The organism is Wolbachia endosymbiont of Muscidifurax uniraptor (genome assembly GCF_054149795.1).
The window spans coordinates 802,183-824,439 of sequence record NZ_CP083727.1 but is presented as its reverse complement, the minus strand read 5'-3'; the positions used below and the strand labels follow the sequence as shown (position 1 = coordinate 824,439).

The 22,257-nt window shown below is 35.4% G+C and carries 21 protein-coding genes and 2 pseudogenes; 14 read left to right on the top strand and 9 right to left on the bottom strand.

What is annotated here, in order from left to right:
* Window positions 1–45: 45 nt before the first annotated feature.
* The 3 genes and pseudogenes from LA754_RS04215 to tnpC all read left to right on the top strand — a co-directional run bounded on the left by LA754_RS04215 (window position 46) and on the right by tnpC (window position 3,751).
* The gene (locus LA754_RS04215) at window positions 46–1,245 is read left to right on the top strand and encodes a deoxyguanosinetriphosphate triphosphohydrolase (RefSeq protein WP_457923596.1); all 1,200 of its coding nucleotides are present in this window, start codon (window positions 46–48) and stop codon (window positions 1,243–1,245) included.
* Window positions 1,245–2,327 carry a bifunctional diaminohydroxyphosphoribosylaminopyrimidine deaminase/5-amino-6-(5-phosphoribosylamino)uracil reductase RibD gene (gene ribD, locus LA754_RS04210; protein WP_077190401.1) on the top strand — a complete coding sequence of 361 codons (1,083 nt, stop codon included), beginning with the start codon at window positions 1,245–1,247 and terminating at the stop codon, window positions 2,325–2,327. The genes LA754_RS04215 and ribD overlap by 1 nt, the downstream gene beginning before the upstream one ends.
* Window positions 2,328–2,439: 112 nt before the next feature.
* A pseudogene (tnpC, locus tag LA754_RS04205) lies at window positions 2,440–3,751 on the top strand (IS66 family transposase).
* A 203-nt stretch (window positions 3,752–3,954) separates the two neighbouring features.
* On the opposite strand, the gene rpe reads toward tnpC, so the two are convergent.
* Both rpe and LA754_RS04195 read right to left on the bottom strand, forming a co-directional pair.
* Window positions 3,955–4,635 carry a ribulose-phosphate 3-epimerase gene (gene rpe, locus LA754_RS04200; RefSeq protein WP_077188290.1) on the bottom strand — a complete coding sequence of 227 codons (681 nt, stop codon included), beginning with the start codon at window positions 4,633–4,635 and terminating at the stop codon, window positions 3,955–3,957.
* 102 nt (window positions 4,636–4,737) lie between these two features.
* A complete protein-coding gene (locus tag LA754_RS04195; RefSeq protein ID WP_077188289.1) occupies window positions 4,738–5,166 on the bottom strand; it encodes a zinc-ribbon domain-containing protein in 429 nt (142 codons plus the stop codon).
* 75 nt (window positions 5,167–5,241) lie between these two features.
* On the opposite strand from LA754_RS04195, the gene dapD reads away from it, so the two are divergent.
* Window positions 5,242–6,072: a 2,3,4,5-tetrahydropyridine-2,6-dicarboxylate N-succinyltransferase gene (gene dapD, locus LA754_RS04190; RefSeq protein ID WP_077188288.1), complete on the top strand. Its 831-nt coding sequence runs from the start codon at window positions 5,242–5,244 to the stop codon at window positions 6,070–6,072.
* Between the two features lie 6 nt (window positions 6,073–6,078).
* Here the strand turns inward: dapD and LA754_RS04185 are convergent, their stop codons facing one another.
* Together LA754_RS04185 and LA754_RS04180 are read right to left on the bottom strand one after the other, a co-directional pair.
* Entirely contained in the window at window positions 6,079–6,363 is a 285-nt protein-coding gene (locus tag LA754_RS04185) for a DUF2610 domain-containing protein (protein WP_010962783.1), read from the bottom strand.
* Window positions 6,364–6,735: a hypothetical protein gene (locus LA754_RS04180; RefSeq protein ID WP_457923740.1), complete on the bottom strand. Its 372-nt coding sequence runs from the start codon at window positions 6,733–6,735 to the stop codon at window positions 6,364–6,366.
* 101 nt (window positions 6,736–6,836) lie between these two features.
* Here LA754_RS04180 and LA754_RS04175 point away from each other — a divergent pair, with 101 nt between their 5' ends.
* A complete protein-coding gene (locus tag LA754_RS04175) occupies window positions 6,837–7,886 on the top strand; it encodes a class I SAM-dependent methyltransferase (protein WP_007549412.1) in 1,050 nt (349 codons plus the stop codon).
* Window positions 7,887–8,090: 204 nt separating this feature from the next.
* Here LA754_RS04175 and terL read toward each other — a convergent pair whose 3' ends face one another.
* From terL to LA754_RS04160, 3 genes are all read right to left on the bottom strand, one after another.
* Window positions 8,091–9,542 carry a phage terminase large subunit gene (gene terL / locus LA754_RS04170; RefSeq protein ID WP_077190405.1) on the bottom strand — a complete coding sequence of 484 codons (1,452 nt, stop codon included), beginning with the start codon at window positions 9,540–9,542 and terminating at the stop codon, window positions 8,091–8,093.
* Between the two features lie 780 nt (window positions 9,543–10,322).
* Window positions 10,323–11,897: a penicillin-binding transpeptidase domain-containing protein gene (locus tag LA754_RS04165; protein WP_077190407.1), complete on the bottom strand. Its 1,575-nt coding sequence runs from the start codon at window positions 11,895–11,897 to the stop codon at window positions 10,323–10,325.
* Entirely contained in the window at window positions 11,852–12,691 is an 840-nt protein-coding gene (locus LA754_RS04160) for a polysaccharide deacetylase family protein (protein ID WP_077190409.1), read from the bottom strand. Before LA754_RS04160 ends, LA754_RS04165 begins: the two co-directional genes overlap by 46 nt.
* Window positions 12,692–12,813: 122 nt before the next feature.
* Here LA754_RS04160 and LA754_RS04155 point away from each other — a divergent pair, with 122 nt between their 5' ends.
* The 4 genes from LA754_RS04155 (at window position 12,814) to LA754_RS04140 (ending at window position 14,522) form a co-directional block, all read left to right on the top strand.
* Window positions 12,814–12,936, top strand: a complete 123-nt coding sequence (locus LA754_RS04155; protein ID WP_255317433.1) for a hypothetical protein — start codon at window positions 12,814–12,816, stop codon at window positions 12,934–12,936.
* Between the two features lie 84 nt (window positions 12,937–13,020).
* Window positions 13,021–13,680 (top strand): JAB domain-containing protein, encoded by a 660-nt coding sequence (locus tag LA754_RS04150; protein ID WP_012673223.1) that lies wholly within the window; start codon window positions 13,021–13,023, stop codon window positions 13,678–13,680.
* 103 nt (window positions 13,681–13,783) lie between these two features.
* On the top strand, window positions 13,784–14,116 hold the full coding sequence (locus LA754_RS04145; RefSeq protein ID WP_457923595.1) for a helix-turn-helix domain-containing protein: 333 nt from the start codon (window positions 13,784–13,786) through the stop codon (window positions 14,114–14,116).
* A 34-nt stretch (window positions 14,117–14,150) separates the two neighbouring features.
* Entirely contained in the window at window positions 14,151–14,522 is a 372-nt protein-coding gene (locus tag LA754_RS04140; RefSeq protein WP_041582616.1) for a helix-turn-helix domain-containing protein, read from the top strand.
* Between the two features lie 136 nt (window positions 14,523–14,658).
* Here LA754_RS04140 and LA754_RS04135 read toward each other — a convergent pair whose 3' ends face one another.
* Window positions 14,659–15,741, bottom strand: a complete 1,083-nt coding sequence (locus LA754_RS04135) for a hypothetical protein (protein ID WP_457923594.1) — start codon at window positions 15,739–15,741, stop codon at window positions 14,659–14,661.
* Between the two features lie 198 nt (window positions 15,742–15,939).
* Here LA754_RS04135 and LA754_RS04130 point away from each other — a divergent pair, with 198 nt between their 5' ends.
* From LA754_RS04130 to LA754_RS04110, 5 genes and pseudogenes are all read left to right on the top strand, one after another.
* Window positions 15,940–16,863: a hypothetical protein gene (locus tag LA754_RS04130; RefSeq protein ID WP_457923739.1), complete on the top strand. Its 924-nt coding sequence runs from the start codon at window positions 15,940–15,942 to the stop codon at window positions 16,861–16,863.
* Between the two features lie 51 nt (window positions 16,864–16,914).
* Window positions 16,915–17,244, top strand: a complete 330-nt coding sequence (locus tag LA754_RS04125) for a helix-turn-helix domain-containing protein (protein ID WP_007549995.1) — start codon at window positions 16,915–16,917, stop codon at window positions 17,242–17,244.
* A gap of 22 nt (window positions 17,245–17,266) precedes the next feature.
* Entirely contained in the window at window positions 17,267–17,641 is a 375-nt protein-coding gene (locus LA754_RS04120) for a helix-turn-helix domain-containing protein (protein ID WP_007549999.1), read from the top strand.
* A gap of 432 nt (window positions 17,642–18,073) precedes the next feature.
* Window positions 18,074–18,301, top strand: a complete 228-nt coding sequence (locus LA754_RS04115; protein WP_082246108.1) for an ankyrin repeat domain-containing protein — start codon at window positions 18,074–18,076, stop codon at window positions 18,299–18,301.
* A gap of 83 nt (window positions 18,302–18,384) precedes the next feature.
* A pseudogene (locus LA754_RS04110) lies at window positions 18,385–19,498 on the top strand (IS3 family transposase).
* Window positions 19,499–20,165: 667 nt separating this feature from the next.
* Here the strand turns inward: LA754_RS04110 and LA754_RS04105 are convergent.
* Window positions 20,166–22,256 carry a hypothetical protein gene (locus LA754_RS04105; protein WP_077188282.1) on the bottom strand — a complete coding sequence of 697 codons (2,091 nt, stop codon included), beginning with the start codon at window positions 22,254–22,256 and terminating at the stop codon, window positions 20,166–20,168.
* Window position 22,257: the final 1 nt, after the last annotated feature.

The following is a 22,257-nucleotide window of genomic DNA, read 5'->3' as shown; positions in this document are numbered from 1 at the left end:
TAACCACCGTTTATTATTGATAACTTATTATAGTAGAAATTTTACATGTCAAACAATAATTTTCTATTAAATTATGCATGTTTTCCAAGCAAAACAAAAGGGAGATACTTCAAAGAGCCAGAAGATGAGAATCGCAGCTGCTTTCAGCGTGATAGGGACCGTATCATTCACTCTAATGCGTTTAGAAAGTTGGAGTACAAAACACAAGTTTTTATCAATTATGAGCACGACTACTATCGCACTCGGCTTACTCATAGCCTTGAAGTTGCACAAATTGCAAGGTCCATTGCGCGTAGACTTGGCTTAAATGAGGATATCACTGAATGCATAGCGCTCGCACATGATCTTGGTCATCCTCCATTTGGTCATGCAGGTGAAGATGCTCTAAAGAAATCAGTTCAAGATTTGAATCTTGATAACGAGAAGTATGAGTTTGATCATAATGTTCAAGCTATAAGGATTTTAACTTATCTTGAACAAAAACATGCTGATTTTGATGGTATGAATCTAAGTTGGGAGGTGATTGAAGGAGTTGCAAAACATAACGGTCCCTTGCTTGGTCAAAACGCGGAGTTTTCTACAAGTAATCAGCTGTTATTAGAATACAACAAAAAATATGATCTAAAACTTGAAGAATTTTCAAGCATTGAAGCTCAAGTTGCTTCAATTGCCGATGATATTGCTTACAGTGTTCACGATCTTGATGATGCACTCAGGGCGAATTTAGTAACCATCGAAGATTTGCTGAATGTTCCTTTAATTGAAAAAATGTTTAAAGACATAAGGAGCAGATATTCAGAATTGCCTCAGAGCAAACTCATACATGAATCACTGAGTGGAACTATAGGAACTATGATAAGTGATGTTGTTTCTCAGACTGAAAGAAATATTGAAGATCACAAAATAAAAAGCGTAGAAGACGTAAGAAGTCTAAATAAAATGCTAGTCGCATTTTCACCAGAAGTTGCGAATGCTACAAAAGAAATGAAAAGATTCAACATGGAGAAAATATACAGAAGCTATAAACTGAGTAGAACGATGAACAAAGCAAAACGCATAATACAGGAACTCTTTCAATGTTTTTATGAAAACCCAGGATTACTTCCCACAGAGTGGAGCAAACTCGCTTGTGAATCTCAGCGTTCAGTAATAATATGTGACTATATCTCAGGTATGACAGATAGATTTGCTATACACGAGCACAGAAGAATTTTTGATACCTCATACGAAATGACTTCTTTCTAATGACTGATGATCATTTCATGTCAATTGCATTAAGGCTTGCAGAAAAAAATCTTGGAAATGTTGCACCAAATCCTGCTGTCGGGTGTGTTATTGTAAAAGATGGTACAATTGTTAGTGAGGGATATACAGGGATTGGTGGGCGTCCGCATGCGGAGGTAGTCGCTTTGCAAAACGCTAAAGATTCAACTCATGGCGCAACTATATATATCACTCTTGAGCCATGTTGTCATCACGGAGTCACGGGGCCTTGCACTGCAAAAATCATAAAAGCTAGCATAAAAAGAGTAGTAATTGCAACTATTGACCCAGATAGTAGAGTTTCAGGCAGAGGCATGAAAGCTCTGAAAGAAGCAGGAATTGAAGTTGAGCAAGGTATTATGCAAAAAGAGGCAAAAGAACTGAATGTCGGTTTTTTCACCACTAAAGAATTACATAGACCATTTATAGCTTGCAAAGTCGCAACAACTCTTGACGGAAAAATCGCAACATTTACAGGCGATAGCAAATGGATAACAAGTGAAAATACGAGAAATTGGGTGCATGAGCTTAGAGCAAAATGTGATGCAATTATGATTGGCAGCAATACTCTTATTAATGATGATCCACTCTTAACTTGCAGATTACCAGGACTTGGAAGTAGATCGCCAATAAGGCTAATTATAGATAGCCAAGGGAGATTAAAGGAAGAGCATAACATTGCAAAGACTGCAGACAAAGTAATAACTTGGGTCATCACAAATAAAGAAGTAGAGAAAAAAATAAAAAACATTAACTACTTAGTAGTTAATTCAAGCAACGCAGGTAAGGTTTGCCTAAAGGACATGGCATTAAAACTTGTTTCAGAAATTGGTATAACAAGATTATTAGTTGAAGGTGGAGGAGTGTTAATCACAGAACTATTAAAGTGTAATTTAATCGACAGGTTGATAATATGCCGCAGTGGTAAAATTTTAGGCAATGATGCCACTCCTTTTGTAGGAGATTTAGGGATTCAATTCATTAACAACTGTTATCAGTTTAAAAAAACAAAGATAATAGAGTTTAGTGAGGATATAGTTGAGGTTTGGGATAGGTCGTCATAATCCTTACATACTCAAACAGTAAAAAAAAGGTATCCGTTCAGCGGAGCGGTAAAATAAAAAGTAGACAAGGAGTGCTAAAAACATAATATCACAAGTAGTATGTGTGGTAAATATGTCTGATCTACTAGCTAGTCTTCTCAAGCTCTGTGAAAGCTTTAAAATAGAGATAGAGCAACTAAAAGCAGAGATAAAGAGGTTAGAGATAGAAAACGAAAATTTTAGATCTGAGAATAAGGCGCTAAGAATCGAAAATGCTGAATTGAAAGAAAGACTAGGTCTGAATTCACAAAATTCATCGATACCGAGCTCAAAAGAGTTATACAAGCTAAAGAAGAAAAAGAAAAAAAGTGACAGGAAAATAGGGGCACAGATTGGGCATGAAGGAAAGTATCGCCCTAAAATGGAAGCAGATGAAGTGGTGAAAATAGAGTTCTTGCGAGTGCGGAGGAGAAATTGCGATATCGAAAGAGCCATACATTCATCAAAAAGTTGATTTGCCAGAAATTAAGCCTTATGTTGTGGAATACCAATTACAGAATGGCCGCTGTTGCAAGTGTGGAAAAAGAAAAAGTAGCAGGCTACTAGAAGGTGTTACTGCGGATACATTTGGTCCAAAAGTTAAGTCAACAATCGCGGCGCTGAGCGGATTTTACAAGAACTCGAAAAGAGAAGTAGCAAATATTATAAAAAATATTTTCAACCTGGACATCAGTGTTGGTAGCGTGTCAAATAGCGAGGCTAGAGTTGCAGAAAAATGCCAAGAAGCATATGAGCAAATCGAGCAAGAAGTAAGTAAAAGTGAAGTTCTGCATATCGATGAAACGAGCCATTATAACAAAGGTAAACTTGGTTGGTGCTGGATGTTTGCCAGTAATACAGCAAGTTTTATAAAATTGACAGAGTCAAGAGGAATGAAGGTTTTACAAAATAGTAAGTTCTGCAATCGCAATAGCTTACGACAGGTACGCAGCATACAACTACTTTGCCGATAAGAACAGGCAAATCTGTTGGGCACATTTATCAAGAGATTTTGAAAGATTAGCACATAGTTGAAGTTAAAGTTCTGGGCTGTTACTTAAGAAACGTAGCCACTGAATTATTTGCACTAAAAAAGGCCTTGCTAAAAAATGAGATAGATGTTTTTAGATTTACCAGACGTGCCAGAAAATTGCGAAAACGTACAAGGTATTACTTGAAGCCGTTTACCTGAAGCAATTGGAGCTTCTCGAGTTGCAAAAAATATTTTGAAATCTGAAAGAATAATGTGGAATTTTTTAGATGACCCAGAAAACATTCCGCTGACAAACAACCATGCTGAACAGCAGATACGGCATTATGTCGTTTATCGCAAAAATTCATATTTTACCCAATCGAAGCGGGGAAATGCATTCCTTGAACGGATAATTTCATTATACTTGACATGAAAACAAAGGGGTCTCAATCCTTTCCAAAACCTCTTATCTATCATCTCTTACACCGCTTAGCTGAACGGATACAACCCAAGAAAGGTTTTTCTACGTCATACCGCCACGGTATCTCAGCATAGATTCCGCTAACGAGTAGCGGAATGACGAATTTGTTGTTTTTCAAATTGTAGGTAAACCTAAGCCACTTTAGCTATATAGGGTCACAACGATGGATTTTTAAGATCATTTACGGCCTTCTTAATATCTTCAGCCTTGAATATCGCCGATCCCGCAACTAAAATATCTGCACCTGCTTTTATTATATCAGCTGCGTTAAAAGAGTTAATTCCACCATCTACTGAAATTTGTGTTTTAAGGTTACGCTCTTGTATCATTTTTTTTATAGTAGATATCTTGTTCAACTGTGAATGAATAAATTCCTGCCCTCCAAAGCCAGGGTTGACTGTCATAATCAGCACAATATCTAGCTCATGTATTATATATTCAAGCACACTTGGGGAAGTTGAAGGAACAATTGAGACTCCAGCTTGAATCGGTTTTTTTGCGTCGTTTACATTTTTGTATGACTTTATCTTTCTTATCAACCTCTCAAGGTGTATCTCTGCTTCTGCATGTACAGTAATAATATCAGCACCAGCATTTATAAAGCTTTCAATGTGGTTACCAGGAGATTTGACCATTAAATGCACATCAAAAGGAAGATTGCTGTATTTACGTATTGCAGAGACAACGCTAGAACCAATTGTAATATTTGGAACGAAATTCCCATCCATAACGTCTATGTGTATGTAATCTACACCTAAATCGCTAATTTTTCTTACTTCTTCTCCTAATTTTGCAAAGTCTGCTGAAAGTATAGAAGGTGCAATTTTAATACTCATGAGCTGCCTTTTTTACTAAAAAATAACTTATTTTTAAACTCTGTCACCCTAAACACCATCTAAGTAGCTAGAGAAGCTGGATACCGATATCGGTATGCCTATTTAACTAGATCTTAAATTAGATAAAAAAAGGTAGTCTTGATAAAACTTATTTACAGCAAGTTTTTTTACATTTGGACTTTCTGTTTGCTCTTTTTTGTACCCTAATTTATAGCTTATTGAATCCTTGTATAAACTGATCGTTTTGTATGCTTTGTTCATCTCTCTAGGAAAGATGCCATTAGCAATTACAATGCATAACCCTGTAGCTGTTGCAAAAGCTAGAGTGGTAAATGCTAGATTTTGTAAAAAATTCCTTCCACTAATTTTTTTTTCCTGTATATCAGCAGAGTGCTGTTTGTTTGACACTTCTTCTAGATATTCATGCCATATGTGATTGCAGTGCGTACACTTTACCTTTCTTCCAGATGCACCAATTTGCTCGGGGGATACTAAGTAAGTTTTAGTACAACTATTACATTGTATTTTCATAGCACTTACATATAAAGTAGTAACAAGCTCAAATGATACAGAGCTACAAATTTAATATCAATACATATATAACAAATGGAAGGTTTGCAACTAAAAAAAACACAGAGTGAGATAGAAAATATTTGGAAAAATAGAGAAAAATTTAATGACTGTAATCTAAAGAAAACAGCAAGAATAGCAATTAAAGAGGTAATTGAGCTCCTTGATAGTGGCAAAATTAGAGTAGCAGAAAAGCTATCAAGTGGAGAATGGGTAGTACATAAGTGGATAAAGCAGGCAATATTATTACATTTTCTCACCGAAGAAAATAAAATAATAGATAATACTAATTGCTGGTTTGATAAGATCGGTAACAAGTTTAGTGAATGGAATGAGGAGAAATTTCGCCGGTTAAAAATTAGAGCAGTTCCTGGGTGTTTTGTTCGCCGATCTGCTTATATAGGTACAAATGTTGTTCTAATGCCAAGTTTTATCAACGTTGGTGCATATGTTGATTCAGGAACAATGATAGATACCTGGTCAACGATTGGTAGCTGTGCGCAAATAGGAAAAAACTGTCATATTTCCGGTGGAGTGGGAATAGGTGGAGTTCTTGAGCCTATTCAAGCTTCACCTGTCATTATAGAAGATAATTGCTTTATTGGAGCACGTAGCGAAGTGGCCGAGGGTGTGGTAGTGAGAGAAGGATCAGTCCTTGGCATAGGCGTGTTTATTGGGGCATCAACAAAGATTATTGATAGAGAAACTAGCAAGGTATTTTACGGCGAAGTGCCACCTTATTCTGTAGTGGTACCAGGGTCTATTCCATCTAAAAATAATATTTCAACCTATTGTGCAGTCATAGTAAAAAAAGTGGATGAAAAGACGAGATCGAAAATCTCTATAAATGAAATATTGAGGGATTAAACTATCTTACTCCTTGTCGTCACTTTTTTTATCATTATTACTAACCACAGTAATGGCATACGCGCATAACTCTGAGAAAGAGACTCCATTTTCTTGAGATAGTTTATATAATTTTTGTAGACTTTCTTTTACTTTATTAGGAATATTCCCTCCACGTTCTTTTACAAGCCAGGAATCTTGATGATGAATTGGATGAGCATCACTTTTTGGATTTCCTATGTATATTGCAAAAGGTGAACTTTGTCCTTTGAAGTCACATTGTACAGTAAATTTTTTTATAGATTCAGCCATCTAAAGATCTCTACTTTTCTTTTTGGTCGATTTTATAGCAGGTGGAAGAGGTGGTTTCTTTATAAAATCTTGTCTATTGACAACACTTTCTCTACCTTCCAAAGCTCGGCGAACATCAGCTCTGCTTAATTGCGACTCTTTTGCTACCTTCATTCCATGCTTTGCCATAATATTAGCATATGCTAGTACTTTTTTTACCAATGCTAGATCACCATCTAGCATTTGAACTAGCACTTGAAACACTTCCGCTAAAGTTAGCCCATCAGCATTTATAACCTTGTTTTCTATAAAATTGACAGCTTCTTCAAATTTGTATTCAATACTATCATTTTGAGCTATAAGGGCAACATAATCGGTGTTTTTGTCGTCCATAACTGAAGCACTATTACTCACAAACTTAAGTGTATACTATATATATAAATACTCTACTATTTTATATTATGGCACGCTATAGTTAAACATTTATTAATAACATGCTCACTTATATACACGAATTAATTGACAAAAGTCAAGGATCAATATCCATCAGTGATTTCATGAATGCCGTTTTGTACCATGAAAAATACGGCTATTATACAAGTAAATTACCGCTTGGTAAGGATGGTGATTTTACTACCGCACCTGAGATCAGCCAATTATTTGGTGAAGTAATTGCAGTTTGGATAATGCATACATGGGAAAAATTAGGAAAGCCATCAAAATTTTCTCTAGTTGAACTTGGGCCAGGCAAAGGAACACTCATTCACGATATAATAAGAGTCACTAAAAAATACAGCAGCTTTTTTAATTCGATGTTGATCCACTTAGTTGAAATAAGCCCTACTTTACGGAAGATACAAAAGGAAAAATTAAAAAGCTTAGATGTTAATTGGCACAAAAATATTGACAACCTACCAGAACAACCAACCATTTTTTTAGCAAATGAGTTCTTTGACGCTCTTCCGATAGATCAGTTTGTATATCATGATGAGGGGTGGTATGAAAATATGGTGACAAAACAAGATGATGGCAGTCTCTTGGTGTCATGCCAGTGCGTGACACTGGAATCCAGAAAAAAAGAATCATGGATTCCAGTGTCAGCTACTCAGATGACAAATGGAAAATTTTTTAATGGTGCAGTGGTGGAAATATGTTCAGTTGGGGTTGAAATATTAAAAAAACTTGAGAAGAAGATATATAATAATAAAGGAGCTGCTTTGATTGTAGATTACGGTTATGTATACCCCGCATATAAGAGCACTTTGCAATCGATAAAACAACATAAGTATGCTAATTTTCTTGAGAATGTTGGTAATAGTGATATTACCGCACTTGTGAACTTTCAAGCGTTAAGAGATTCATTAAAGCATGTAGATTGTGAGATTTTAACTCAAAGGGAATTTTTATATCTTTTTGGCATAAAAGAAAGAACCCAGGCTTTAATGAAAAGCGCAAGTGATGAACAAAAGAATAGGATCTTTAGTGAATTCTTAAGGTTGACTGAAAATATGGGCACTCTTTTTAAAGCAATGCTATTGATATAGCTAACCCAAGAAAGGTTTCCCTACGTCATACCGCCGCGATATCTCAGCATAGATTCCGCTAACGAGTAGCGGAATGACGAGCTTATTGTCATGCCGCCGCGAACCGTCATACCGCGATTCATTCGCGGTATCTCTAGATCCCGCTAACAAGCAGCGGGATGACGGTTGTCTCCTAGCTGTCATCCCAGTACTGGTAGACTCAAATCACAATGCTCGCATAGCTGCAACCCTGGAGGTACTGTTTCTCACCCACTGGAGATATTGCACGGTACTATCTACTTGATCATCGTGTCGAGTTTCAGGAAACATTAAAATCTCATACTCAAAATCGTTCAGCCATACTGCTTGATGTGGCAGAAAAACCTTGCCAGACTCTATAATCGGAACAATTTGATGAAATCGAGTGAGCTTGTCATCATGTGGCACTATTTCAATAATCGGTAAATCACTGTTTGTCTTTAGCTCTTGCACCAATTGTTGACCACTTGTTTTTGCTTCGATTAAAATTGCGTGTGGCGTCCATCTTGCAGCTAGTGACAAAACCTGTTCTTTAAGCTTTGGATACTCAAGCTTTGCGCGATATACGTCGAGTAAATAGAATTTATTATCTATTTTTGCCCAGGTGGTGCAGACACTAAAGTTGCTCATGTTACTTGTTGAAACCGCAGTATCCCAACTTTGTGTTATATGCGAGAGATTATCAGGAAATTTTTTATAGCGTTTCAACCACTCTGGTTTAATTATACCACTTGAAAGCGGCAGAGGGTTTTGTTGATATTGAGCAGCAAAAGCGTAACTCCCAAGTTCAGCTTTTATTATCTCAACTTCTTCTTTTCCTCCATCGAGGGGATATAACAACTGACCTTCTTCTCTTGAATATAATATCCTTACAGGTGACGCTGGTTTATTATATAATCGCCTGGTCGCACAGTGCTGAGCTACTCGGATGATAGGAACGGGAGGTATTGGCTTTTTGATTGAATAAATAACCTGCTTATTTTCAGAAATCATTGGCAAACAAATATGATGCCATATGTTTTTTGGCTTGGAGAGAAGGTGTCCAGTTAAGTCCTCCTGGTGTAGCCTGTGCATTACAAGAACGATGACTCCTTTTTTTCTATCGTTCAGCCTGGTTACTAAAGTCTGATCAAACCAGTTTGTGGCACGCTTTCTAAGCGTTTCACTCAAAGCTTGAGCAGAACTGAGCGGATCGTCCACAATGATAAAATCATCACCTTCACCAGTTAGTGTTCCACCAACTGATGTTGCGATTCTGTATCCTCTCTGCACTGTTTGAAATTTATATTTGGTATTCTGGTCTTTGGATAGTTCTATCTCTGGAAATAGCGCTCTATACCAACTAGACTGCATCACGCACCTGGTGTCGAGCGAATGCTTTTCGCTGAGCCGCTGAGAATAACTTGCAACTATTATTCTCGCAGTTGGTTGGTTTCCCAGTATCCATGCGGGCCACGCAACACTAGCGCACAGGGATTTCATTGAACGCGGAGGCATATTGAATATTATTCGTTTCACTTCACCAGCGCTCGCTGCTTCCAGCCTGTCTGCTATGACTTTTATATACTGATAATCGTTATACTCACACCCCGGCACTACCGTTTGAAAGCATAACTCAATGAATTTTAGAAAGTTCATGATATAATGTTGAAACCAACGCGTGACGCTGGGATGACAAAAAAAGGAGCACTGAAGGCTATAGGTGAGACGTCGCGGTATCTCTAGATCCCGCTAACAAGCAGCGGGATGACGAATTACTTAACCATCATCTACACCGTCATACCGCGATTCATTCGCGGTATCTCAGCCGCTAACAAGTAGCGGAATGACAACAATCCTACGTCATACCACCGCGGCGCTAACAAGAAATCCCGCTAACAAGCAGCGGGATACTTAGGGATGACGGTTGTTGTTTAGCTATAAATATTAAGAAATTTACTAAATGAAAAAAAAGGCAAAAGAAGCCCTGGGGTTATTATCCGCTTTAAAATATTGGCGTTTTTTATGTTTTAAACGCTTGACAAGCAAGATTAAGCTGCTTTTAATTGCAACTAACTTACGCTGCAAATGTTTAAGAAGTTTACTAAGCAGAAAAAAAGACAAAGAATCCCCGAGTTAGCTAGTCTTTTACTATCTCTGTCAAGTATTGGCATTTTTTGATGTCTTGTAACGCTTTATAAGCGCGTTCAGCTTATTTAGATAAAAATCTAGATGTAGATGAAGTTTTGTAAAGACATACAGTATCTATATACTGCAAAAAATTGAACATAAGACGCCGATACATTAAGTAATCCTTACCTTTTAATCTGCAGATTGGCGAAAGCAAATACAATAGCTTCACTATCGTGATAAGGGCGCTGGCGAAGGGTGTCAAGTAAGTTTTTTCGTTTCTATTCCCAATAAAAGTTTGTTATATGGTTATGCAAGAAGTTTAATACTCATAGTTTCAAGCATATACTGAAATATTTCATTAGCTATAGCAACATCTTGGCGTGGGGCTTTGCCGTGTTCTATAAACACAGAGATTGCATAGCGCGGGTTATGGTAAGGGCCATAGGCGATAAATAACTTATGACTTTCGCCCTTAGAGTTTATCTCTGGTGTACCGGTTTTACCGGCAATTTGTATACCGCTTAGCCCTTTCTTATAGGTTCCAGTTTTAGAATTCACCACATCAAACATAGCTTTTCGAACTATGCTAAGATGCTCACAATCCACATCAATATCGGGAAAATCTTGTATCGTTTCATTCATCTTAATGCGGGGAATTACCTCTTTTCCTGTTGCAATCCTCGCTGCAAGAACTGCAAGCTGTAGTGGTGTTGTAAGCATATACCCTTGTCCTATAACTAAGTTGATAGTGTCACCTAAATACCACTGCGAATATAGCTTTCGTGTACGCCAATCTCTACCTGGCAACAACCCTGGAGCTTCTTCTTTAAACGTTCCAATCAGTGGCCCACTTCCAATACCAAATTTTCTGGCCATTTCTACTAGAGAGTCTACACTTATTTTTTTCCCTATATTATAAAAGTAAGTGTTGCATGATAATGCCATTGCCTCATTTAAAGATACATACCCATGGACTTTGCTTTTCAGACAACGAAATTTCCGCTCACCTATTTTCATATAGCCCTTGCACGAGAATTTCTCTTCTGGTGTTATTATCCCGTCTTTTAAACCCGCAAGCGCAACTATTACTTTAAATATTGAACCAGGTGGAATTTGATATGATAACGCACGATTCACGAGCGGCAATGAAGGAGCATTCAAGCTCTCCCAAGTCTCATTTGATAGCCTGCTAGCAAAAAGATTATTATCGTAAGAAGGTGAATTATATAATGCTAAAATTTCTCCATTATTTACATCAATTACCACTGCGGAGCCTTGGTGATCTTTAAATACCTCTGCGGTTTTCTCTTGCAGATTAATATCAATTGTCAGTTGTACATCTTGTCCGTCTTGTTGTGGTATGCTTGATAATTCTTTTATGACGCGTTTTTTAGAATTTATTTCCTGCTCAGATTTTCCTGACTTGCCTTTCAATATATGATCATATGTATATTCAATACCGCTGATTCCTACTTCGCTTATGCCTTGCTGTCTTTTTGTATATCCGATTACATGAGAACACATTGAACCAAACGGGTAATAACGTTTATAAAGAGCAGTTATTTTTTCTGACGATTTTGCTATTTTAGACTCGACTTCTGATAATGTCTGCAAATCAACTTCCTTACCAGAACCATCAAACAAAACAACATACGAAATTTTGTTTACCGCAAGTTCAATGCTATTCCTATCTAAAATTTTGCCCCGCTTAGGCATAATAGTAGCAACTCTTATTCTATTACTATTAGATAGTGCTTCGTACTTTTGTCTGTTTCGTATTTGTAAATTATATAACCTGCAACTAAAAACCGCAGAAATGGTAAGCTGAATACCACCTAATATGAATGCTCTGCGGTTAAAGACTTTGTTTTTTGTCCACATAACATTCCTTCAAAACACACTTTTTTCCCCTCTTTTATTGTTACACTTCTGGCTTTTACCGTATTACAAACCCTTTTTTCCCACTCACTTAAGGTCACAAACTTATAACCTGATTTTTTTAGTATTTTAATAATATGAGGTAAAGCTTCAATTGTGTTTAACCTGTTATTGTGATCATGAAACAGTATAACTGCTCCATTATGTACATTACTTAAAACTCTTTCAACTAAAGTTTCTGGCTTATCACCTTGCCAATCTAGCGAATCAACTGTCCATAATATTGAATACATATTTAATTGATCAGTATTTTCAATCAGATTATCGTCATAACATCCATATGGCGGACGAAACCATTTTACATCTTGTTTTATTGCATTTTTAATTGCTGTATTTGTCTTTTCCAATTCTTGCAATTGTTCCTCACTTGAAAGTGATGTCAACTTCCTATGCGACCAAGAGTGATTGCCTAACTCATGACCTGATTCATGAATTTTCTTTACTATTTCAGACGTTTTTTCATTTATACGTTCACCAAGCACAAAAAATGTTGCTTTTGCTTCATAGCTTTCCAGAACATTAATAATATCGTTTACTCTATTGTTAGACGGTCCATCATCAAACGTAAGCGCAACAAACTTATCGTCGTTACTCAATAATTTTTTTATATTACTTAAATTTCTATATGATAGATCTAGATTACAACTGAGCCCACAGTATGGTAAATTAAAATTACAATCACTACAAAAAGCCGTACTTGAATATAGTAAGAAAAAAGTGATTATCCTTATAAACATTTGTAATCAGCAAAGTGATAGAATACTACACTTTTTTGCTAAGTTAAGCCATCTTTAATTGCTGTAGCCTTTACTTCATCGCTTCTTTAATATATTGTATTAACAATTTTATATAATATATTATGATTGCAAATATAAATACCGTTGCGCTTCAGGGAATTAGCACAGTAAATGTCAATGCACAAATTCATATGGCAAATGGTATTCCAGCTTTTAAAGCAACAAGGACAACATTGCAAATTTAGAGTTCAAAAGGGTTATTCCTCGAGAACTACTGCGTCAGAAAGCTGGCGTTGAATTTGTATATAATGTTGACCTTGGAGGTTTTTATGAATAATAGTGAGAGAAAAGAAAAATTGGAAACTCGCATTTTATCAAGTAGAGGCAGGTCTTTACTTGACCATGAGCTACTGGAACGTACTCTATCTGAATGTGAAGAAGGAAGAGAAGTGGCCAAAAAGCTAATAGAGCTCTTTAGTAGTTTAGGAAGGGTAATTAACGCTGACTTTCATGAGCTAAAAAATGTTACAGGAATGAATGATGGAGCAATAGCAAGTATCTTTTGTCTGAAAGAGATTTTCGATAGGATACTGAAAGGTAAGTTAAAAAAGCTGTCGATTCTTGATAACAGAGAAGAGCTACTAAAATACTTTAAAACAGCAATAGGGCAGTCACGAAAGGAAAGCTTGCGAGTAATATACTTAGATCGAAGTGGTCATTTGATATACGAGTATATTCAAGACTGTGGAACTATAGACAGAGTACCTCTATATGTGAGAGAAATAATCAAACAGGGATTACTGATCGATGCATCATCTATTGCAATTTCACATAATCATCCAAGTGGAGATACAGAACCATCAAAGGAGGATGAGGATAACACACTTACATTAGCTGCAACCTGCGAAAATGTAGGAATGAAATTAATAGATCACATAATCGTAACACAGAAGAGCCACTTTAGTTTTTATGATAGTGGTTTATTGTAATCTGTAGACCGGAAGGAAAGTTCTCCAACTTTCCTTCTTTTTTTCTACTTCATAAATTAAAAAATTCAATATAAGCTTGAGCAGCTAAAATTAGTAATGAAAGGTGGAATTAGGCAAAAAAATAAAAGAACTTAGATTATACTGTGGTTTAACACAAACTGAGTTGGGAAAGAAAATAGGCGTTTCGTATAGACAAATACAAAGGTACGAAAATAGTTCAAACCAAATTTTGGCCAGTAGGCTATACGACTTAGCAAAAGCACTATCGATTAATGTGGCTGATTTTTTTACTGATGTGCATGTCGACTCACATGAAACTTATGATGAAGAAATACTAAAATTAGTCAAAGGATATAATAAAATTAAAAGCAAAAGGTTACGTAGCGTAGTTTATATATTGGTAAAATCTTTTTCTCAAAGTTACAATGAGAGTTAGTATTGCTTCAATACCTCAGTTAATATATTAATAAATGATTGTACAAGATGAACAACATCCTATTGATAAACAAATAGGTGAAAGAATAAGGAAGAGAAGGTTAATATGCGGTTTTAGCCAAAGAGACTTAGGAAAAAAGCTCGGAATTTCATTTCAGCATATACAAGGATATGAAACTGGAGAGGTAAGGCTTGTAATTGATAGATTGTATAATTTGGCAGAAGCTTTGTCCGTTGATATGTCATATTTTTTTACCAAAGCTTCTGAAGACTTACACGATAAGGCCTTTTGTAGCGATGTGGGTAGTGAAGAAATATCAAGGCTAGTGAGGGAATACAGGAAAATTAAGGATGAAACGTTGCGTGATATTGTGCATTCAGTGATAAAAGCGCTTGCCAATAAATAATATTGCCTGAATATATCTTCAATCCACTTCTACAAGCAATGCTAGTTAAGGTAAATTTTTTATGGTAATTTTGATTAAATTTCAAGAACTACTTTACTTTGCAATAATTATGGCTATGTAAAAACATAGCCACCAATCAAGAACGTCCTACAGATGTCGTTTTGGTATCTTTTAATTTGCTCACCCAAGAAAAGGTCTCACTACTTTTAGAATTTTGGTCGCCCCACCTTCCACATCTAGTAAAGCTGCCTTTTTCCACTACTTCTTTAACAGACATTCCACCAAATAAACAACCCTTTCCTACGATTTCTCCTATTTCTTGCAACTCGTTCCACATTTCTTCATCTTCTACCTCAACTTGTACTTGATGATAGTCTTCTGTGTCATGATATACCATTAAATTTAGCTCTCCTAGGCTAGTGCAAAGTGTTACTGTAGAAGCGCTGTTATCGGATATATCTACGTAATTTCTTTTACCGTCTTTCCCAGTTTTGACCTCAACTTCACCATCACCTATTTTTATGATACTACCGCCAAGGTTTAAGTCTCCTTTACTTAAGCCCAAATTTTTTGCACCTTCTACAACTTTGGCAACATCAACTATGCAGCTATGTGAAAATTCAATATAGAAGGTCTTATTATCGATTTCTACATCTTCAACAGTTCCTTCTATAGTAGCGTCTTCTCCAACTTCCCTAAGTTTCTTGAGCCTACTATATATTTGTGGCTCAATTTCTTTTTGCACTTTTTGATACATTTCAGCTATTTTCTTATCAACTTGTACATTAAAATCTGCTCCATGTAAGGCTAACTTTCTGATTATATCTTCTTGTTTATTTTCTTTGAATTCATCACGATACATCTTAAACATTGTAACGTTAGTGAAGCTAAAGCCATCTTCGTTGCGAGCGTTTACTCTTATTCCTAAATCCAAAGCTTCATCGACGATTTTACTTAATTTGTCTAGATTTTCAGCTGCAATAGCTTTTTCCAAGAATTCATTTAATTTCACATTTTCATATTCACTTAGCCTTATCTTGCATAAAGCTGATCGAAATGGATTGAGCTCCTCAGGATATGTTAAGACAGGTAATTTACTAATCTTTTTATTTGCTGTTGGAGCAGCTTTTATAAAATTAGGTAATAACCCTTCTTTTGCTATTCGCTCTACCGCTTTTAACATTTTACTAGACAATTTTTTACCATTTATTTTTTTCATTGTAACCCTCACTTAATTTCATTACTATTCGATCATATCGTGATAAATATTATTTAATTGTTAATATTATACGACTTATTGATTTACTATATATTATAATAACAAGTTTTGCGGGCATCTACACTAGAAAAACACATCCTATAAAAATTATTTCAGTTTCAACAAAAATGGGGTATCGTAATCGTAAAATTGAAAAAAATGGATATCCTATCTTACTCTACTGAAAAGCTGAAAAAGCATTGTCAGCTACTTGATGATGAAGAAAAAATAGTTCTATATGAGCAGCTGCTAGACAAGGCTAAAGATATACTTGAAAACTCAAGAGATGATATTGCAAAGTTGAAAGAGGTAAGCAAAGCAGTTGTAGCAATAGAGGAAACTACCGATAAGCAGTTACTAGAAAAGTTTAATGATGATCACCCGCTAAGAGAAGTGGACATTTTAATCTACTCTCCTCAAGGAAATACTGAATATCTATTCAGCATAGATAACTCATCAGAGCTTTATGATTTAAAAGAAGATAAAGAAAAAGCTCTTTATAATGCAGTAAAGTTAAATGATGTTGAGCTTGTAAAAAAGCTGCTAATGATCCTTTCACCTACAGAAGTAAGTAATTTTGACACGAAATACTTGGAAGAATTGAAAATATTGCTGTCAGGAATTCACAAAGAATTGCAATTATCACAAGATATGAAAAATTATCTTGAGAAGACGATAAAGTTCTATAGTTTTTTATGTAGTAATTTTAACTTACTAGTTACAAATCCTACTGACGTAAAAGCCATAATTGATCTATTTGCTGCTCAACCAAATATTGATTACCAAATAGATAAGCTTCTACTTTCTTTTATTGTAAGAGATGTTGAGGAAAAAAAGCTAAACTCTGGAATTAGTCATATGATAGAACTTCTTGAGCAACACGAAAGATTTGCTGAGCTCGAATACAAGGTTAGAAGATTAAGATCAGAGTTTGCAAGTGGCAAAAGCAGATACTCGGCTGAAGTAATACGAAATAGCATTGCAGAACGAGAAAAAGAGATGAGGGAAATTGAGAAAAAATACGTAAGGCCAAACGATTTAATTAGCGAGAGGCAGAAATTATTAAAGCAATTACTTTGCTAGCTTTTTTTCCACTTCATAAAATTTGTTGTAAATTTGAATAAGAGGTGAAAAGTGCAATTAGGTAAAAAAATAAAACAACTTAGGTTAGATCGTGCTTTGACACAGACCGAATTGGGAAAGAGAATAGGTGTTTCGTATAGACAGATACAAAAGTACGAAAATGGTTCAAATTGTGTTTTGGCCAGTAGATTATATGATTTAGCAAAAGCACTATCGATAGATGTTGCTAACTTTTTTACTGATATGCACACTGACTCACATGAAGCTTATGATGAAGAAATACTAAAGTTAGTCAAAGGATATAACGAAATTAAGAGCAAAAGGTTACGTAGTGCAGTTTATATATTGGTAAAATCTTTTTCTCAAAGTGATAATACATAGTTAATATTACCTGATACGTAAAATGACTATACAACATCCTATCGATAAACAAATAGGTGAAAGAATAAGGAAAAGAAGGCTAATGTGTGGTTTTAGTCAAAGAGACTTAGGAAAAAAGCTTGAAATTTCATTTCAGCATGTACAAGGATATGAAAGCGGAGAGATTAGGCTTGTAGTTGATAGGTTATATAAATTAGCAGAAGTACTATCGGTTGATATGTCGTATTTTTTTACCAAAGCTTCTGAAGACTTACATGATAAGGCCTTCCATAGCGATGTAGGCAGCGAAGAAATATCAAGGCTAGTGAGGGAATATAGAAAAATTGAGGATGAAACTCTGCGTGACATTGTTCATTTAGTGATTAAGGCTCTTGCTAATACAGGCTTTAAAGCATAAATTCTCTCCTTGAGTCGTTGAAGAAAACTTAGACTTTCATTTTCTTCATCATTTTGCTTTTCTTTCACTTTGATGCGTGTAGTTATACCCTACACAAAGTATAATGTTTTAAAAATAAAAACCTGCACCATAAAATATTGAGATTTAGAATATTAACTTATAAAGTCTTTTCGGCAGTTTTAGCGAGGGTTTATTAGCAAGGATGTTGGAGGTTAGCAATGACTATATCTGAAGGTGTAATACAGCGTATAAGGCATAATGATAAGAACGCGATAGGGGGATGATTTTTTGGTCAAGGTGGCTGTGCACCATCCAGCTAAGTTTGATAGCTTAGAAGTAACAAAATTTTTAGTAAATAATAAAGGTGTAAGTTTTAACGCTAAAACTAATGACGAAAACAAGCCTATTCATATTGCAGCTGATTTTTGAAATATCGATATTGTAAAATTTTCTCTTAATAAGGGAGTAGAAGTTGGTACAAAAGGTAAAAACAATTGGACTCCTTTGCATTATGCTACCAATAAAGGATATCTAGGAATTGTAAAGCTTCTAATAGAAAAGCAACAACAAGAATCATTTATTAATAATTCTAATATTAATAATTCTAAAACTACAGATCAGTCTACTATGCTGCCAAGGAAGGCCATTTACCATCTGTAGAATTTCTCATAGAATATAATGCACCCCATAAACTAGACCAAAAAAAATGGTTGATCCGAGTAGGAAAGTAAAGGGGTAAAAGTATGGTAACAAAAAAATATGAACCAGAGTTAAAAGCAAAGATAGCTTTAGAAGCAACAAAAAATCAAAAAAGCACAGCTGAGATATGTAGTGAATATAAAATACCATCAACAAATCTATATGATTGGAGTGGTAGAGTATTGGCAAGGTTAAAAGACCTATTTGCTGAAAAAAGTGAAAGTGCGAGAAAACAAAGAATCTTAGCGCAAGAAATAGAAAGCTTACATAAAGTAATAGGAGAACTGACAGTGGAAAATAGTTATTTGAAAAAAAAATTACTGAAATAAGCAAAAAAGATAGAGTAAGGTTTATAGAAAAAGATTCTGATCTATCAATTAGGAAACAGGCTGATTTACTTGGTATTTGCAGGTCTAGCCTATATCATAGGCCTATAATTAATAACGAAAGTGAAGTAGCAAATTTGATTCAAGAAGTATATTTGGCTTCTGATTGCCGTTATGGATATCGCAAAATTACTGCTGAAATCATAGCGAGTGGAGTAGTAGTCAATCACAAGAAAATCTTAAGAATTATGAAAAAAATGAAGATCAGTGGACTATATTGTAGAAAAAAATGTAATACAAGTATTAAAGAAAAAAAGCATAAAATATATCCTTATTTACTCAAAGATTTGATTATTTGTAGAGTTAATCAGGTATGGGCTACTGATATAACATATATTATGGTAGAAGGTAAGTTTGTCTATTTTATGGCAATAATGGACTTGTATAGTCGCTATATTATTGCTCATTCATTATCACCATATCTTGATGCTGGATTTTGCCTTTATACTCTTAAAGAAGCTCTAAAACAAGGTAAACCTGAGATTTTAATAGCGATCAAGGAGTGCAGTTTACTAGCTATAACTTTATTATGGAATTAGAGCGTGCTAATGTTAAAATCAGTATGGACCATAAAGGACGTTGCTTCGACAATATATTTGTTGAGCGCTTATGGAGAACTTTAAAGCAAGAAGCTATATATTATTATAGACCAAATAGTATCAGAGATTTGAATCTTATAATAAACGATTTTGTTGCTTGGTATAACTATAGAAGGCGACATCAGACTCTACATTATAAAGTTCCTGCTGATCTCTATTATCATAAACAGTAAATGAATATATTCATAAATACTTTAAATATGTGTCGACGTATTTATCAACATATTCATTTTAAAAATCGGATCACTTTGAAAAAAATGGTCTAGACAAATGGGTGCATTATAATGTATAACAATGTTACAAAAAATAATATCATAGAATTCAGTAGGATAATTCCTAGAAAACCCCTACATACTAAAAAAAGCAAAATGCTGTTAAAATGAGCTTAAGAATAAATAGCAAACATCTAACATAACAATTCTATTTGTAAATCAGGTGAGGCTTATCCTATAGAAAGCTTTCGAACTACGCAAGCGTATCTTTTGCCTTTAGTATTTCTTTATTGTTTAAGATAACTGTCTGAGCTCCTCTGCCTTAGCATTATATCTCCACTTTCTGCAAGTTATTCCATTAAGTAGTAAAAATATTAGACTTGCCGCAAAACTAAGAAAAAAAGACCAAAGATAGAGCAGATTGAACTTACAGTAAAAATAGAACAAAAAAACTCCAACAATAAATTATACAAACTTCATCAGGTTAACTTTAACTTAAGAAAACATAAATCAAATTTTCTTGCTCAAAGACCTTGCTTTTTCTCCAACCTTACTCAAACGTACTCTAGCTTAATGCATAATTTTACCCATAAACAACCTTATCTTTGGTACTTTTATTAGTTACAAGTCATCTAGAAAACCCAGATGCTCTACGAAGCCCACCAATCAATATCAGATCCTGCTCTTGTCCTACAGCATTTAATATAGCGTATAACAAAACCATCGCATCTCCCCCAGTAATACGCTTGCATCCTCCACAAAATTCGTATTCACTTAACTGTCGATTTGCCTCCACCCTTTTTCGTTCAACTTGTTCTGCGGTGTTAGCATACTTCAACTCTATTCCAATTGGATGAGTATCATCATTTTCCGCAGATTTTGATAATACTAGGTCTATTTTCCTTCCTCTCTGTAGCTGGAACTCAATAATTACCTTGGCAGGATTATCGCAACTTTGAAATATCCCACGCAACAAAGCCTGAAATTTAGCTTCATTGTTCACGAGTAGACGGGTTCCATTTAATAACGGATACAACAGACGAGAAATCTCATTAAATAAAACTTCATACCTAGCCCTGTACTCACCATTAACATTACCATCATTACCAAAATTAGGCTCAGCACTCATCAACTGATCTGCAAGTTGATGTAAATTCCTAACATTACCCATTTGTTCTGAAAACCTTCCCTCGAAATAACCTTCACTATGAGAACGTGAGTAAGCACGTAGTGATTCGAATTTCTTTGCAGAAGCCACTTCCAGATGACCCTGGACATCTACTTCACAAAGTACTTGACGCACCTTAGCATCATCTGTGGCTTGAGGCAGTAACGACAGGTTCAATGCCTTGTCTGGTAAAGTCTGCCACTTTAAACGACGAAAAATGTGAAGCACAACAAAACCAATATTTGATAAAAATAGAGCTAAAGTTAACGCATGGCTTACAATATCTGCTGCATCTCCCCTACCACCTGTACGTTTCATTTTCTCTCCCTGAGAGTGGTTAAATAGATACTTGGTAACCCTTACCTCCCGCCCATCATTTGTTTCTAAGTCCCTCCTTGTAGATAAAACATTTCCAAAAACAAACGATGACGTACAGGAAAAAGTGTTACAATGAGGCGATTGAGTGAACTCTGATGCTATGGGTTGTAAAAAACGTTTTACATTTCCCCTAACTCCATTTCCATGAGGATGTAGTAAACCCGGTATTAAGGAAAGACCACCTTCTGAAAAGGCCTGCACAGAAGTTCGGAGACCAGCACCTCCACGTAATTGAAAATTTAACGCTACACAAACAGCACTTGGTGATGAGGTATGAATAGGCAAAGACGAAACAGAACAACTTTTAGCATAATCTTTAGCTTGCTCTAATCCTTCCTCATCACCAACCTTCAACTCAATTATAATTGGAACCGAATCATTTGTCTGATCAACACCACGAACAAGCAAAACAACATCTGCATAACCTTTTCCTATAAGTAGCTCTGGGTAGAAATCAGCCACAGCTCGGTATCTAAAATTTACTAAAAACCCACACAGAAAACCGTGGTAATCAGACTCTGCACGAAACACTAAGCTATCTTCATGTTCATCATGGATATCAATAACATATTCCAAAATTCTTTTAACATTAGTACGCACTTCTCCTGTATCATCATTTGCCAACTCACTCATCAGGTCTAACAATTCACCTTGTTCTCTGATTGGGTTAATTTCATGAAAAATTGGAGCTCCAGGTTCATCACGTTGAGGAAATCTATCTATTTCATGAATAAACCTACATTCTTCTCCAAACCGAAATATTTTATACTCTTCCCAATCCAGATCCTCATCTTCCTGTAATTCTTGTGGAAGATTCTCTTCTACCTGCTGCTTCTCTTCTGCACTAAACCTTGACCCAGGGCTGTTCTCATTATCAGCAACAGTATAACACCTGACTATTCTTCTATTTTCTTTATTAGTGAGAACAGCAACTTTTAGATTTCCATAATTGTCAAAACGAAAATAGACTCTTTCATCTTCAACTAATATACCTGCATCATGTGCAGTAGAAAACATACCAAAAAAGAATGTAGGAAAAAAGCCAGGCTTATTAGCCGAATGCAAAAAAGATGGACAGTTGTTTAAAAAACCTACAAATTGTCTACTAAACTCATCACAACCTCCACTTAATAAAGCCCTAACTAATTCACGATCTTCATTATTACCATGCATA